This is a genomic window from Clostridia bacterium (assembly GCA_017410375.1).
Lineage (GTDB): Bacteria > Bacillota > Clostridia > RGIG6154 > RGIG6154 > RGIG6154.
Genome location: JAFQQW010000019.1, coordinates 12,631 through 28,021, shown reverse-complemented (window position 1 = coordinate 28,021; position 15,391 = coordinate 12,631). Strand labels below are relative to the sequence as shown.

The following is a 15,391-nucleotide window of genomic DNA, read 5'->3' as shown; positions in this document are numbered from 1 at the left end:
CTGTATAAATTGCTACCTCAAAATCATATTCGTTTCTGACTTTATCAAGCTTTTCTGTAAGTGATGCAAGCTCCGATTGCATCAAATATCCTGCTTCATCCACAATTGAAGGATTTTCAAATGATGCATATACGGGCAAAAGCAAAGTGAGCAAGAGTAGAGTAAGTAAAACACAAGAAAACAATTTTTTCATATATCAACCACCCCCTTAATGCAAAAGCATCCAGCCGATAGCGGCCGCTGCTACATATGCAATGCCTGCAATCTTCCAAAAATACTTCCATTTTTTGCTGTTATCAACAGGATACTCGCCAACGACCTTTCCCGTTTGTCCGTTAATGGCGAATTTATACATTTTATCCATATACTTAATATTGAGCATCCATACAGGAAGGAGAGAGTATCTTATCTTGCCGTTTGAAAAGCTTACCCTTGAGTTTTCGGGAATTACTGCTGTATAACGGTTGGTAGTGTCATTAAATGCCTCAATGGTTGAATTTTCAACTCGCTCATTTGCTCGGTCAATACTTTCTTCAGCCGATACATCATATTTATCAGCTAAATATCCCGAAAGATAAGCTCCTGAAAATTCAACGGCATCTTCATAATTAAAAGGTTCCACCGCTTCCATATAGCTGTCTTCTGCCTTTTTTGATGCATCCACAGGGATATTGGCAAAACCGATACTTCCGCTTCTGAACAACTTAAAATAATCGGTTTTAGTGTAATTATAGTTTGAGTCGCTCCATGCAGTTACCCTTTCTGCATTGTAGCTTACTGCCGCATCACAGTCGCAATCAAACATCCAGAACGGAACATACACGCCTGCCATCTCTTCAATTTTTCTTTTATTCTTAAATTCATCAGGCAAAAACGGTGCATTTTTGAAATCACCCTCAAAAGCCTCTATTGCAGATTTTTTATTTAGCTTAAACGGAATTATGTAATCAGGCTTTAGTGTTCCTTCAAACTGACCTTTGACGATAGTAGAGTTTCCGCAATATGGACAAACTGTGGAGCCAAGTGTATCATCGCCCTGAATTTCTGCTCCGCAGGAGGGACAGGAATAATTTGAAAGTTTAACCTCGTTTGTATCCTCGTAGCTTCTCGGTGTATAGCTTTCCCAATCGTATTTTGATGTGCCACCGGAATCGGCAGAGCCTTCTGTCATTTGCTGCATCGTTTCAAGTGGGAAAGTATTGTCGCAAGACTCACATGTTAAATTCTGCGTTTCGGCATCAAACACTAAAGGTGCTGTACAACAAGGACATTTATAGTTTTGTACCACATCCATGGAATTTACCTCCCTTCATAATGGTAGAGTGCTTATTTTGCGATTTTTATCTCATTGTTTGCCTCAGCACATTTTGTGCAGCAAACTCCGCCACCAAGCTCGTCTGAATATACGGAGCAATCCTCGCAAATCATATCCCCACATATTTCGCAACGGTTTAAGTTTAGCCTTACTTCGTTGTTTGCGCGCTCATATGCTGCCGCATGTTCATTTGCATAAATGATTGCACGAGCTTCTTTTTCATCATTGGACAGAAAAGTTTTTTGTGCAAAAGCACTGTTGAAGTCATAGGCCTGTGTTTGGATTGCCTTACCACAACAGTCGCAATAGAAAACAAACTTAAACTGTTTCATTGACGATTCGTCTGTGTATTTTTTTGTGATTGGACTTAGCATCGTACTACCTCCTTTATCTATAATATAATTTTACTTAAAAACATTAATTTTGTATATTAGCCCTAGGGCTACTTTTTGGAATTTTAGGGGGTAGACCCAGGGCTACCATGCCTGATTTTTGCACAAAAAAACCGCCCATTTTTCAATGGACGGCAAATTTGTCAGCTTCAGATATATTTTTTTAATTTAGCATATAGTTCAAATCGGTTTGCTACATTGAACTTTGCATAAATGGAGCTTGTATGTTTTTTGATAGTGCTCTCGGTTACAAACAACTCGTCTGCAATTTCTTTTCGTTGTTTGTTGGCAAGCAGTTTTATCAAGACCTCTTTTTCTCTTTCGGTAATCCGACTGACGATTTTCTCGCATGCTAATATGCAGTCAATATCTTTTTCACTAAAAAGTGCTGTGCTATCATCGTCAGATTGAATCGCTCCCGACAGATATTCTTCTGCTTTCTTTGAAGTGTTTGCGATTATGATGCTTCCGTTTTCACCCCTGATACCGTACTCCTGTAAAATTCCGTACAAAAGCAAAATGAAAAGCTCAGAAATCACATAGGACACCGTTAAAAATTCAAATCCACGAGGAAAGAACTGTTCTGCAAACCATATTACAATACTGCACAGCACCGCGCACAATAAGAAGGTTGTGTGGAGTGTAGATGTAATTTTCTTTTTAACTGCAGAATGTATAATTACAATCAGCATTAAAGCAAAGTACAAAAGCAGATATATGTAGTAGAGTAAGTGCAAAGGGCCGTAATCACGAATAAGCCTTGTTACTCCATCTGCAACCTCTATTGAAACATTTTTATAATAGCAAGGGAAAAATCCAGGTGTAAGTGTTACGAAAAGCACGGCTATGCTGATAAGTGAAAGCGTAGGCAGAAGCCACTTTTTATAATTAAGACTACATAAATTCAGTATCATTTTCAGCATAAGAAGTGGCAGAAAAACCTGACCTAAATATGCAATCCTATTACCGTTAAGTGCAGAGGAAAGGCTTGGTGCAACTGAAATCAAAAACTGTCCTAAGTTACACACAAACACCGATATAAACAAAAGCAACAAACATATATCTTTTTTTCTATCAACTGCGAGGCACACACCAATCAAAGCCAGCGATATGACGCAGAGGATTCCATAAGCTATACTCATTTTTTATTCCTCCATCATATATTCGTATTATCAGATAAGTCTATTTCTATTCCGTTTCTTTGGCAGAAGGAGTAGAACCTGCCGAGCAGAGCAAGCTGCGACTTTCTGTTTTCTCGTTCCCATCTGCTTGCAGTTGCAAAGGAAATACCCATTTGACGTGCAAGCTCCTCCTGATTGAGCTGCAGATGCATACGAACAAATTTTATCTAATCCTGAAAGCCCATCGTCTTAACTTTTAATATAATTCCGTTTTCCACCATAGCACCTACCCGAATAATCTTCCTAATATATCACATTATAGCATAATTAGTTATAAATTTCAATAGATTTGAGAATTTTTAGCGAGTTGACGGTGAGTTTTTGCGAAACAAGATACGAATAGGGAATCCCCAAAAGGCACACAGTTACGCCACTTCGATATAAAAAAAGTGTTCGAAAAAAATAAATCAAGGAACACTTTTTTTGAAATTCAGGAACCACAATATGAAATTGTTGGTTTCCTGAAAGATAAAAAGTTTCTATGTTACTCTCACTGTATGTTCAGACAAAGTCGAAATTTGCGATAAAAAAGATTTTTCGGGTTTGCTGCGAAAAAAAGGACGGTTTTGCGTTATAAATGTAAAGAGGAAAAAGACAGAAATAAAAAAGGGTGTGTGATTATGGTATCTGTAAGCATGTTAAACAAACGGGAGCTGACGGAATTTGTTAATGAGGCGGATGCGTTATCCCGAAAGGAGAAAACCGCTTTCTGTGTGGAAAGGAATGAAATTTTCAGCCATCTGAAGGTGCGGGAAAAGGATTCGTTTTTGATGATTAAATACCGGGGTTGGGATATAGAGCAGATTTTTAAAGAGCTGAAATATATTCACCTGCCTGCCCGTACATACGGCTCGGTTGTGATTGTCAGAGGCAGCACAGAAACCACCATACGGGATATTGTCAAGGGTCAGGAAGCTATGACAAGGATGGCAGGATTCAGGGATTACAGTCCCTTACTGGGCTGGATTGTGGACGACAAAGCGTATGAAACAGAGGTTCAGTTTATTACAAAGGTGTATGACGAAGCAGATCTTAAGGACAGATGTGTAATGGATTCGTTGCTGGAGGTTATCTTTGACGGACTGGATACCAAGAACGATAGGGCTTTTTGCGAATCGCTGGGGAATGTAGGCTGGAGCCGGACAAAGGACACTTTGGAATTTCAGATGTCCGGAATGACCAGAAGCGGATTCATTATGTCCTGCAAAAAGATGGAAATTGAAAAGCGCATTTTTGAGTATACCGGACAGAGGCTGTGCCCGCCTGCCCGGAAAAGCTGTTCAATAAGCTGTCCTTGTGGCTTGCCGAGGGCGGAGAAGGTGCTGTTATGCGTCTCAGACAGGCATTGCGCAAAAACAGAGAAGAAGAGTTTCAGGACTACCTGAACAGAATCAGTTGTCTGGAAAAAGAAATTGTAAACGGTGAAAAAACAATTCCCGTACTGAACAAGGCTCGGATTACACTGGAAGAGTATGCAGATTTAGCCGAAAGCACCAAAAAGCTCTTTATGATGCTTTTTGCAGAACCGCTTGAGCAGGAAGAGGTATATTTTGTCCGCAGCGCGAGCCGAAGGAATGCATTTACCTCGGACCGGATTGGGGCGTAGGCTGTGCAGAGCACCTTTGTCTGATTCGGGACGGAGATTATTACCGCGTTTCAAGTCTGCGTAACATGCGAGACAACGGGTCGGGAAGACAACCGTATTTCCTGGCACTGCAAAAAAGAGAATGTACCCTTGACAGATATATCGGAAAGGCGTATAATGCCATAAAGAACCATCCGGATGCGGTCCAAAGAATTCTGGAACTGGCGGAACAGCAACCGTATAAGGCTGCCGACCTGGTTAACGAGTATATCGACAGTGTCCTGTCCCAAACATAAAAAGGAGAATGTGTAATGTATATAGGAAGCTATCAGGAAACCATCCGTGAAAACGGGATACAGCTGGGATTTGACCTGCAAAGCCGGATGTGCTCAATCTTTTGCATCGAGTGGGGAGAGGATGAGATTACGGTGGTCATCTGTCCGCCTGATGTAGAAGACGCAGAAGCATATTACGGAAGCAACAAGATTCTGGAAAGCCGGAAAGAAATGATCGGGGACTCGCTTATATTGCCGCAAGCCTTTTTAACCTACATGGGAGAGGATAGGGAGGTTACGGTGCTGGGCATCAACGACCGGATAGAAATTTTAAAAAAAGGCTATTTCAATTCCGGATTGCCGGACAGCGAAGAAATGGATGCATTTATCAGGGAGCTGACCCGAAAAATGGAAGAATAAAACACTACCCTTCAAAAACATTTTTGAAGGGTAGTGTTTTGAACAAACAGAAAAAACGATTTATTTTATTTCACAGAAAGCGTTAACTTGCTATTTCACAATTTGCGAGGTAAATTATTTCACTAAAATTAAACTACATCATTATTGTTCTGCTTTGCTGAAACAAGCGAATAAAGCAGATGATATCTAAAATATTTGTTTTTCTAAAGTTTTTTACAGTTTTTAAGGAAATACATGGATTTTTCGTCCGAAAACATGTGAATTCAGAGCAAGTATACATATTTTTGTTGCTATTATCAAAAAAACGTTGTATAATGAAGCTGTAATCTGAAAAAATGGAGAGATGTGTGATGAAAAAACAAATTAAATTAGGTGCAATCGGTTTGGGCAGAGCAGGCTACGGCATGCATTTAAAGGAACTGGAGGGTAAAGAAGATATGTTTACCTACACAGCCGTTTGCGACATTGACCCCGAGCGCCTTGGTTGGATGACCGAAAAATATCCCGAATGTAAGACATATACCGAGCCGGAAGATCTGGTGGAAGACCCGGATGTGGAAGTGGTGATCGTATCCACCCGTTCCTGCGACCATTTCAAGCACGCAAAAACGGCTCTTGAAGCAGGAAAAATTGTATTTTTGGAAAAGCCCATGTCTGTGACCTATGCAGAGGCAAAGCTTTTGATGGAATTGGGCGAAAAGACAGGCGAAAGAAAGCTGTTTATCCGCCACAACAGACGCTTTGAGGCAAAATTCATGCAGGTCAATCAGATTATTGAATCGGGCATTTTGGGTGATGTTTACCTCATCCGCCGTAACCAGGACGGCTTTGATTACCGTCGTGACTGGCAGACTCTTTCCCAGTACGGTGGCGGTCAGCTGTTAAACTGGGGTCCGCATATTGTAGACCAGTCCTTACGCTTCTGCGGCGGTGATTATAAGAGAATGTATTCAGACATCAAGCAGGTCATCTGTGCCGGGGACTGCGAGGATTTTGTACGCGTTATTTTTGAAGGCATCAACGGCAGAACGGTAGAAATGGAAATCAGCGGTGCAACCGCACTTCCGCAGCCCGAATATGTGGTTTACGGTACCCGCGGTGCGCTGGTGAGCAACGGTGATACCTACACCATCAAATATCTGCCCGAGGACTTTAAGGTAGAAGACTTAAAGGCATCTACCCACACCCCCGAGGGTGCAAAATTTGGCAAAGCCATCGAAACGCCTTTTGTAACCGAAGAAAAAACCTGGGATACCAATCCGCTTGACCACACATGGACCTACCTTTACGAAGCAATCCGCGAAGGCAAGGATTATCCGATTCAGAGCGAAGAAGCCCTGAAGGTTATGGAAGTGATTGAAGAAATTAAAAAGCAAAACGCATAAAAAGGTGCAGTTTTGCATTGAGGAGTGTTTGAAATGTTGAAAGGTTTAAAAAGTCCGGTATTTCTGTTAAGATGGCTTAACGCCTCTGTTATGCGCTGGCCGGCAACCATATTGATTGTCAACCTGTTTTATTCGGTGGCAATGACCATTTTAAAGGGCAAAGGTCTTTTGGATGATTCGGTGGTTGTACCGGCAGAAAGTCTTGTTATGGTGCTTTTTGCATTGGTCTGGGGCTTTGTGTTTACACTGGTGACACCACCCCTTTCCCAAAGATGCGATATTGACAGCGCGGGTCTTTTGGGACGCGGTATTTACGGTGTGTTCTGCTTTATGCTGTTTACAGACGCAACAAACGGTCTTTCAAGACTTGTTTTGCTGTTCTGTGCGGTACAAAGTGTTGTAAACATTTTAATCTGCAGAAAATCCGCCCACAAGAAGCAGGAAAAATCCGAGGGCGAGATTCTGATTAACTTGGTTGCCGAGGGTAAAATGGAAGTTAAAAATATGCTCCATAGAGAAATGCGTGCCATGTGCGAAACCGCAAAGGATTACGAAACCATCGCCAAGCTGGATGAGGCGCTTGCAAGCACCGACGAGCGGGCAGATGAATATCTTGGAAACCTTGAAAAGGAAGAGGGCGTTTATGTTCTGCCCAAGGAAAAGGATGCAAAGGGTCGCACCTTCACAAAGCTGAAATGGGCGGAGGGCGAAATTAAATCTCCCGGTGTAATTGTCACCAAAAGAGGTGTATTTTCGCTCAACATTATCTATGATAATATCAAGCTTAAAAAACAGTCGGAAGAAATGTTCCGTGTCGAGCGCCCCAACGGTCAGCCGGTGGATGTAAGACCTTATGTGGGTGAAATCTTCGAGAAATACAAGGCACTTGCAGAGATCACCCAATTCAAATATCCGCTGATAAACATCCTGACGGCGTTTGGAAATGCGGATGTAATCGAAATGATTGAATTCCATAAAATGCCCGTATTGATTACAGGCATGCGTAATTTAGAAACTGTTATTCAGCGAATCAGCGAAAAAACAGGTAAGCTCAGCGACGAGGAAGTTAAAGCGATTTATGAAATGATTCAAAAGCATGTGGTAAAGGAAGGTGCTGTAAAATGAAAAGAATAATTACATTTATGATGGCACTGTTGGTGCTTTGTCTCTCTCTTGTTTCGGTAACCGCGTTCCCTTTTGCAGAGCAGGCAGGTGAGCCTGTAAACGAGGTTTTGAAAGAGGAAGTAGAAGGCATGGTGGAAAGCATGCCCGAAATGCCCGAAATGCCCGAAATTGGTGTTGAGCCGATAAATGTTTATGAAGAACAGGGCGTAGATATGTTTGCTCTTCTGATTGCCATCGCGGCGGCAGCGGTGATTATGGGCTCGCATTATGTGAAATGCTATAAACGCAATAAATATACCTATGACCCCGGAAACGAATCTCCTGCAAAGGCTTTGAACGAAATAAAAAATGCGGTCAGAGCGGGCGCCGGAAGCAAAGCCCCAAAAACCTATACACCGGGCGGTACGTATTCGGCTGCGCCGACAAATCCTGCCTTTGATGCCAATCAGCACATGATGGACGAGATGAACAGACAGTTCAATCAGCAGGCTATGGATTTTACGATGGATGAAGCAAGAAAAGCGGCAACCCCCTTTGACCACGGCGGTTATCAGCAGGGCTACGGCATAAACCCCTCCGATACCATGGCGGCCGACATGAATACCATGATGAACAACGATATGAATAATATGATGAACAATGATATGAACAACATGAATAACATGGGAGGCATGGGATTCTGATAAAAAACGGAGGGATAAAATATGAGATATAAATATTTACGTTTCCCCGGCGGAAAGCCGAAGGCGGTAACATTTAGCTACGATGACGGCTGTTTTGCAGACGAGCGCACGGCAAAAACCCTTGCAAAATACGGTTTGAAGGGCACCTTTAATCTCAACGGCTTTGGCTGGAAAAAGGATACCGGACTGTCTGCCAAGCAGGTTAAGGAATTTATTTTAGGTAACGGACATGAGGTGGCTGTACATGGCTATTGCCATCGGGCAATGGGTGTGCAGACTGTTATAGACGGCATTCGGGACGTTTTGGATAACCGTCTGGAATTAGAGCAGGAGCTTGATACCATTGTACGGGGTATGGCGTATCCGGATTCGGGCATTACCCGTACCGCAAACGGTACCAAATACGAGGATGTCAAGCGGTATTTAACCGAGCTTGGTATTGCATATTCCAGAACCTTAGGGGGCGACAACGATAAGTTTGAGTTGCCGCAGGACTGGCATGCATGGATGCCCACCGCGCATCATGATAATCCTGAAATTATGCAGTATATTGAAAAATTCCTGGCTTTTGAGGCAAATCCCAAGACGGGTTATCGCAGAACAAGTCCGCCTCTTCTTTTGTATATCTGGGGACACAGCTTTGAATTTGACAGAAAGAATAACTGGGAACATTTAACCGAAATCTGCGAAGCGGTGAGCAGAAACGATGAAATCTGGTACGCAACCAATATTGAAATTTACGATTATGTGGAAGGTTACATGCGTTTAAAATGGAGTGCGAACAGCCAAAAAGTGTATAACCCCAATCTGTTTACCGTCTGGTTTGATATCGACGGCACTTTATACAGCGTAGCACCCGGTGAAACCTTAAGCGTTCAGTAAGCGCCAAAATGCGAAGTGATATCCATAAGCTTTTAGGCAAATAAATACAAGAGGTGTTTTGAAATGGATTTGAAAGATGCTGTTGTGCAAAGAGTTCAGGAACTTTGCGATGCGAAAAAAATAAAAATCAATACACTTGCCAATCTATCGGGCGTTACACCGTCTACAGCATACAGCATGGTAGATCCGGCTCGGCGTGACATATCCATTCGTACCATAAAAAAGCTTTGTGACGGTTTAGAAATTACATTGAGAGAATTTTTCTCCACGGACTATTTTGATAACCTCGAACAGGAAATTAAATGAAAACAGCTCAATACGGATAAGCCGTATTGAGCTGTTTATTTTTTGGAAAGTACTTACAAGAGAAGCTACTCTTCTATAAATTGTCGGAAAGCGGTGGGAAGTGCGTAGGTGCTTTCGATTTCTTGCTCGTCTGCCCATTGGAAGGTGTCGGGCATTTTACGGCAAAGCAGAGTGTAACCAATCATTTCCCAGCGAATGTGGGTAAAAATGTGTTGCTTTTCCACACGGCTTACCACTTCGTAAGGCTTTGTGCCCATGCTTTCGGCAAAGCTTACCGCATCAGTAACCGAGAGGTGCTTGTCTGTGTTGGGAAACTGCCAGAGGGAGGCAAGCAAGCCCGTCTTTTCCCGCTGGCAAAGGGCATATTTTTCACCGCATTTCAGTAAAAACACGGTCTTTTTCTGGATTTTTTTATCTTTTTTGGGTGATTTTACGGGCAAAAGCTTCTGGGTGTTTTCTTTTCGGCTTTGACAAAGGTCAGATACGGGACAGCTCTCGCATTTAGGCGATTTGGGAATGCAAACCGTTGCGCCGAGCTCCATTAAGCTTTGGGTAAAATCGCCTGCCGAAGCAGGATATATTTTTTCTAAGCTTTCGGTAATTTCCTTTTTGGTCTGTGGTGCATCAATGGGTTTGAAACTATTGGTGATGCGGGACACAATGCGTAACACATTGCCGTCCACTGCCGCTTTTTTTAAGGAAAAGCAAATGGATGAGATAGCGCCTGCCGTATAAGGCCCGATGCCGGTCAGCTTTCGGATGCTCTCAAAATCGGACGGGAAAACACCACCGTGATTCTGTATAATTTCGTTTGCTGCCTTTTTTAAGTTGCGGGCACGGCTGTAATAGCCTAAACCCTCCCAGCATTTTAAAAGCTTATCCTCATCGGCATTAGCCAGAGAGGCAACGTCCGGAAAGGTCTTTAAAAAACGGTCATAGTACCCGATAACCGCTTCCACACGGGTCTGCTGGAGCATGATTTCGGAAATCCATACCCGATAAGGGTCGGTGTTTTTACGCCAGGGCAGGTCTCTTTTGTTTTGTCTGTACCACGCAAGCAACGGCTCGGGCAACTTCTTTAAAATCCGCTCCATGTAGTATCCCTCCTTTTTATTTATTGTAACATACATTCTGCAATTTGTCCATAAAAAAACCGCCCATGCGAGCGGTTTTTAATGGTTATTTTACAATTGTGTTGATGACATCATCGTGGTATACAACATTTGCTCCGGCAACCCATTCTTTTAAATATTCCAGATCAATTTCGGAATATTTCTGTTGCAGATAGCTCTTTAAGAAGGTTTCGTAGGGCAGATATTCGTTGATTTCAACTGCCATCAAAATATGGTAGCCATAGCTGGTTTTAACAGGCTTCGAAATCTGACCTGCTTCGGTAAACGCAAGTGCCGCTTCTTCAAACTCGGGAACAAAGGTACCGTCACCCGTTACGAGGTAGCCGTTTTCAGGCTGACCCGGGTCATTGTTGTAGGAGAGAAGCACCATATCAAAGGTATCTTTATTTACCTGAGAAGCAATTTTATCCACTTCTGCTTTAACCGCTTCCTCGTTTTCACCATTGGTGGGAATCAAAATGTGCTTAACCTGCACCGAGCGTTGCTTGTAGCTTTCCTTGTTTGCTTCATAGAATTCCTTTGCACCGGCTTCTGCTTCTGCATATTTAGGCAGATTTTTGGACATGTAATCCAAAAGTGCCTGATTGGAAGCTTCGGTGATGCAAGACTCTATGTACTGCTCTCTGGTCTGACCATAGTATGCCTGAAGCAGCTGATTGGTCATGTCTGCACCGTACTGGGCATCTAACTCGGCAAGTTCTGCAGTCGCTTGTGCACGCAATTCATCTTTGTTTGTAAGCTTTAATTCCTCTGCCTTTGCGTTGGCAACGCTCTGCATAACCAACTCGTCCTTTACAAACTGAATCTTTTCTTCCTTAGTCATCTTGGTGCCGTAATAGTTATCCACAGCAGTATACATTGCGGAAAAATCTGCATCCGAAATAACCTTGCCGTTAACTTCAATGGCAGCGGTTGTCATTTGGGCAGGCGCCTTACCGGTTGAGATGGACGCAGTGCGGGTCGCATCGTCCCAGCCAACGGTACAGCCTAAAAGCTCGGATACATCGCGCAATGCGATATAAGTCGTGCCTTCATGCACAAAATTGCGGACATCCTTGGTTTCTCCGTCAATCTCAACCGTCACATAGTCTTTCAAAACCGAGATGGTTTCCGAAACAGCATCCGCAAAAACAGGCATTGCCATAAATAAAGCGGCAACCAGAATGCCTGCAATAAATCCTTTTACTTGTTTCATGTTTGTTCCTCCTAAAAATAAGATAAATCCAGTGTACCATACTTTTTTAAATTTGTCTACATTTGTCACAAAATTTTCATGTTTTTACCCACAAAAAATTATAGGTTGAAAAATCGTAAGCTTTATGGTATAATATAGATTATAAAGTGAGAAGTCTTTAGCAAACGGCTATGTCAGCCGTGCAAAAGGAGGCATCCAAGTTTGAACGTTTATAATTTTAATTATACCATTTACCGAGGCTATTGCGTGCTCGACTTTTATACCTTTGCGTTAAAGAAGCATCCGTCGCTGATGCGGTTCTGGCCACACATTATCGTGTATGCATTCATGTTCCTGTTCCAGCGCATTTCGCTTGCACGGTTCAAACAGGAATGCTTCTGTTTTTTAAAAGCCGTAGAGGATACCGATGAGCTGATTGAAAGCTTTTGGGACAAGCACGAAAAAAAGATTCAGCTCTGGTACAAGGAAAAGCAAACCGAAAACGATGTGATTACTTCTGCATCTCCCTCGTTTTTGTTAGAGCCTATTGCAAAGCGCTTGGGCATAAGATACCTGATTGCATCCGATGTGGACAAAAAAACGGGAGTCTGTCTTGGCGAGGAATGCCGTGGTGAGGAAAAAGTGAACAGACTCCGTAAGCTGTTTCCGAACCTTAAAATTGACAATTACTATAGTGAGCCAATGCCCGACAAAAAAATGCTGGCACTTTCGACCCATTCTTATGTGGTGGATGGGGAAAGCATCATTCCGGTGCAGAAATACAAGCCCAAAAAGAAAAACTTTTTCCGTTCGGTATTTTTTACCAGAGCTTTCCTGGCGTTTATCACATTGGGTCTTATAAACGGCTCGTTCTGCATTATCGCATCCACCGTGCTTTCGGCAATCATGCCCCCGAACCTGGCATTTGTGGTGGGCTACATCTCCTCGCTGGGTGTTGCGTATGTGCTGAATACCATGTACATTTTCTGTCAGAAAATGAGTGTAACCCGCTTTATTCAGTTTTGTGCATCCTATATTCCGAATTTTGCCATTCAGAATGTGTGCGTGCTGATTTTTTACAATACCTTAAACATGCCGGAATTTGTATCCTTTACCCTTTCGGCGGTGCTGGGCGTGCCCATTACATTCACCATTTTAAAGATGTTTACCTTTAAACCAAAGATGAAAAAATAAACAATAAAAAATATATCCCCTCTGCAATCAGCAGAGGGGATGTTTGTTATCTTAAATATTTTGCTTTGGCGTATCCGCGGTATCCGTTCCATTCTATATAATAGAAGGTGCCGTTTCCGTTGTTTATGTAGGTAACATAACTGCCCACGGGAATCTGACAGATGACATTGGACGCATCCTCATACGGCTCGCTTCTTAAGTAAATAGAGTTCGGAACATTGTAAACCTCCATCATATAGTCGGTATACGGATAATATTCATTTTCTAAATATTTGGATTTGGCGTATCCGATTGTTCCGTTGTAGTTGATTTTGCAAAAGTTGCCTGTGGTGCTGATATAGCCTACAGAAGTGCCAACAGGTATGGTGCAGATAACATTGCCCGAAACCTCTTTCGGACTGCTTCTTAAATAAATAGAGTTTTCTACATTTGCCACATACATATAGCTTTTAACGGTTGTGTCGCCGGTATTTGCACTTTCATAAGAGGGAGAAGGCTGTGTAGCAGAAAGATATTCGCGTTTTACATAGCCGGTCTGCCCGTTATAGCTGATTTCAGCAAACACGGTGTTGGCGTTTTTCAGAAAGGTTACAGCCGTCCCGCGGGAAATGGTGGTGATAATGTTGTCGCTCTGTTCATCGGGCGTACTGCGGAAATAAATGGAATTGGGGACGTTGGATACAAACATGACCTGCGAAACAACACCGGACTCTTCAGATGAAACCGTGTCGCTTTTTTCTGTCTGAATTTCCAGAACGGTCGGATTTTCAGAATCGTCGCCTCCAAGCTTAATTGTTCCGGTCATAAACAAAACAGCGACCAGAATAATGCAAAGAAGCAGTGCCCCGGTAATGCTTAAAACAACAGCCAGAGCGGTTACGGTTTTATTTTTCTGAACAGGCATTCCCTGCGGCGGGTAAACCGGGGGTTGTTCGTGGTTTGGCTCGTACATTTCTGTGCCTCCTTTTAACAAATCTCTATAGTTCATTTTATCATGGTTTATGCTTGATTGCAATACATTTTTTAAGTTGGGGGTCAGAAGGCTTGCAAATCGGCAGAAGATTTGTTATACTAAAACAAAAAGGGGGTGGAAACCGGTGAAACGGCTCATTTTTCATGTGGACGTAAACAGTGCATATTTGTCCTGGGAAGCAGCAAAACGGGTAGCGCAGGGAGAGCCTGATTTGCGGAATATCCCTGCCGTGGTGGGCGGAAATCCCGAAACAAGGCACGGTATTGTTTTGGCAAAATCCATTCCCGCAAAAAAATTTGGTATCAAGACGGGAGAACCCATTGCAAACGCCCTGAAAAAATGTCCGCAATTGGTGATTGTTCCGCCCGATTTTCACACATATCATAAAAATTCCGAAGCGTTCATGGCGGTCTGCCGTAAATATGCACCCGTGGTTGAGCAGTTTTCCATTGACGAGTGTTTTTTGGATATGAGCGGTACCGAAGCCGTCTATCCCGACCCCATTGCCCTGGCGTATACCATAAAAAATGAGATTCGGGATACCTTGCACTTTACCGTCAACATTGGTGTGGGCAGTAACAAGCTGCTGGCAAAAATGGCGAGCGACTTTGAAAAGCCCGACAAGGTGCATACCCTCTTTACCGAAGAAATTCCGCAAAAAATGTGGCCCCTGCCCATTGGTGACTTGTTTTTGGTGGGGCATTCCACCGCAGAGCGTCTGAAAAAAGCAAATATACATACCATAGGCGATGCCGCGGCTCTGGATTTAGCGTTTTTGCAGTCGCTGGTGGGACAAAAAGGCGGAATCCGTATTTTTGAATATGCCAACGGCATAGACAATTCTCCCATCTGCTCCGAGCGGGAAAAGCCAAAAGGGTACAGTCATTCCATCACCCTTTCGGAGGACGTGACCGACAAAGAAACCGCGTACAAAGTTTTGCTGGCATTATCCGATGCCACAGCAACCCGTATGCGTGCCGACGGTGCCAAAGCCTATTCGGTATCGGTTTCTGTCCGCTCTTCGGATTTTAAAAACAAATCCCATCAATGCAAGCTGGATAATCCGACAGATATTACAAATGAAGTGTATGCTCTGTCAAAAAAGCTGTTTGATGAGCTGTGGGACGGCAAAACTCCTCTTCGTCTTTTAGGGGTTGCACTGACCCAGATTACCTTTGAAGAATATGTGCAGACCTCATTGTTTGACACAGCAACAGACGAAAAATCCCGCAAAATTGATAAAGCAGTGGATAGTATCCGCAATCGGTTCGGTATGGATACCATTGTGCGGGGTGCCAATTACCACTCGGGACTTAAGGTGGCGCGAAAGCACAAGGCTAAAACAGAAAAATGAAGAAAACACGCAAA

General features: G+C 43.0%; 19 protein-coding genes. 11 read left to right on the top strand and 8 right to left on the bottom strand.

Translation table 11 applies throughout. From position 1 onward, the window contains the following. The 5 genes from IJE10_02865 to IJE10_02845 form a co-directional block, all read right to left on the bottom strand. Positions 1-193: TPM domain-containing protein (locus IJE10_02865; GenBank protein MBQ2967049.1), on the bottom strand; the 193-nt coding region annotated here is incomplete at its 3' end. A 15-nt stretch (positions 194-208) separates the two neighbouring features. Next, complete coding sequence (locus tag IJE10_02860; GenBank protein ID MBQ2967048.1) at positions 209-1,294, bottom strand: hypothetical protein; 1,086 nt, start codon at positions 1,292-1,294, stop codon at positions 209-211. Positions 1,295-1,326: 32 nt separating this feature from the next. Beyond that, entirely contained in the window at positions 1,327-1,689 is a 363-nt protein-coding gene (locus tag IJE10_02855; GenBank protein ID MBQ2967047.1) for a hypothetical protein, read from the bottom strand. 167 nt (positions 1,690-1,856) lie between these two features. Further along, a complete protein-coding gene (locus tag IJE10_02850) occupies positions 1,857-2,849 on the bottom strand; it encodes a hypothetical protein (protein MBQ2967046.1) in 993 nt (330 codons plus the stop codon). A gap of 14 nt (positions 2,850-2,863) precedes the next feature. After that, positions 2,864-3,040 carry a helix-turn-helix transcriptional regulator gene (locus tag IJE10_02845; protein MBQ2967045.1) on the bottom strand — a complete coding sequence of 59 codons (177 nt, stop codon included), beginning with the start codon at positions 3,038-3,040 and terminating at the stop codon, positions 2,864-2,866. A 468-nt stretch (positions 3,041-3,508) separates the two neighbouring features. Between IJE10_02845 and IJE10_02840 the strand changes: the two genes are divergently transcribed. From IJE10_02840 to IJE10_02800, 9 genes are all read left to right on the top strand, one after another. Continuing rightward, entirely contained in the window at positions 3,509-4,273 is a 765-nt protein-coding gene (locus tag IJE10_02840; GenBank protein MBQ2967044.1) for a hypothetical protein, read from the top strand. After that, positions 4,216-4,494: a hypothetical protein gene (locus IJE10_02835; GenBank protein MBQ2967043.1), complete on the top strand. Its 279-nt coding sequence runs from the start codon at positions 4,216-4,218 to the stop codon at positions 4,492-4,494. The genes IJE10_02840 and IJE10_02835 overlap by 58 nt, the downstream gene beginning before the upstream one ends. Before the next feature lie 65 nt (positions 4,495-4,559). Next, on the top strand, positions 4,560-4,769 hold the full coding sequence (locus tag IJE10_02830; GenBank protein ID MBQ2967042.1) for a hypothetical protein: 210 nt from the start codon (positions 4,560-4,562) through the stop codon (positions 4,767-4,769). 15 nt (positions 4,770-4,784) lie between these two features. Beyond that, complete coding sequence (locus IJE10_02825; GenBank protein ID MBQ2967041.1) at positions 4,785-5,168, top strand: hypothetical protein; 384 nt, start codon at positions 4,785-4,787, stop codon at positions 5,166-5,168. A gap of 350 nt (positions 5,169-5,518) precedes the next feature. Then, positions 5,519-6,553 (top strand): Gfo/Idh/MocA family oxidoreductase, encoded by a 1,035-nt coding sequence (locus IJE10_02820; protein MBQ2967040.1) that lies wholly within the window; start codon positions 5,519-5,521, stop codon positions 6,551-6,553. A gap of 33 nt (positions 6,554-6,586) precedes the next feature. Further along, positions 6,587-7,678, top strand: coding sequence for a hypothetical protein (locus tag IJE10_02815; GenBank protein ID MBQ2967039.1), 1,092 nt, complete (start codon positions 6,587-6,589; stop codon positions 7,676-7,678). Next, the gene (locus tag IJE10_02810; protein ID MBQ2967038.1) at positions 7,675-8,361 is read left to right on the top strand and encodes a hypothetical protein; all 687 of its coding nucleotides are present in this window, start codon (positions 7,675-7,677) and stop codon (positions 8,359-8,361) included. Before IJE10_02815 ends, IJE10_02810 begins: the two co-directional genes overlap by 4 nt. Before the next feature lie 21 nt (positions 8,362-8,382). Then, positions 8,383-9,243: a polysaccharide deacetylase family protein gene (locus IJE10_02805; protein MBQ2967037.1), complete on the top strand. Its 861-nt coding sequence runs from the start codon at positions 8,383-8,385 to the stop codon at positions 9,241-9,243. 63 nt (positions 9,244-9,306) lie between these two features. Beyond that, positions 9,307-9,549 (top strand): helix-turn-helix transcriptional regulator, encoded by a 243-nt coding sequence (locus tag IJE10_02800; protein ID MBQ2967036.1) that lies wholly within the window; start codon positions 9,307-9,309, stop codon positions 9,547-9,549. Between the two features lie 65 nt (positions 9,550-9,614). On the opposite strand, the gene mutY is transcribed toward IJE10_02800, so the two are convergent. Both mutY and IJE10_02790 read right to left on the bottom strand, forming a co-directional pair. After that, positions 9,615-10,643 carry an A/G-specific adenine glycosylase gene (mutY, locus tag IJE10_02795; protein ID MBQ2967035.1) on the bottom strand — a complete coding sequence of 343 codons (1,029 nt, stop codon included), beginning with the start codon at positions 10,641-10,643 and terminating at the stop codon, positions 9,615-9,617. An 85-nt stretch (positions 10,644-10,728) separates the two neighbouring features. Then, the gene (locus IJE10_02790) at positions 10,729-11,877 is read right to left on the bottom strand and encodes a peptidylprolyl isomerase (protein ID MBQ2967034.1); all 1,149 of its coding nucleotides are present in this window, start codon (positions 11,875-11,877) and stop codon (positions 10,729-10,731) included. Between the two features lie 201 nt (positions 11,878-12,078). On the opposite strand from IJE10_02790, the gene IJE10_02785 reads away from it, so the two are divergent. Beyond that, a complete protein-coding gene (locus IJE10_02785) occupies positions 12,079-13,050 on the top strand; it encodes a GtrA family protein (GenBank protein MBQ2967033.1) in 972 nt (323 codons plus the stop codon). Positions 13,051-13,096: 46 nt separating this feature from the next. Here IJE10_02785 and IJE10_02780 read toward each other — a convergent pair whose 3' ends face one another. Continuing rightward, complete coding sequence (locus IJE10_02780) at positions 13,097-14,002, bottom strand: SH3 domain-containing protein (GenBank protein ID MBQ2967032.1); 906 nt, start codon at positions 14,000-14,002, stop codon at positions 13,097-13,099. Between the two features lie 49 nt (positions 14,003-14,051). Here IJE10_02780 and IJE10_02775 point away from each other — a divergent pair, with 49 nt between their 5' ends. After that, positions 14,052-15,377, top strand: a complete 1,326-nt coding sequence (locus IJE10_02775; protein MBQ2967031.1) for a DNA polymerase IV — start codon at positions 14,052-14,054, stop codon at positions 15,375-15,377. The last annotated feature ends 14 nt before the right edge of the window (positions 15,378-15,391 follow it).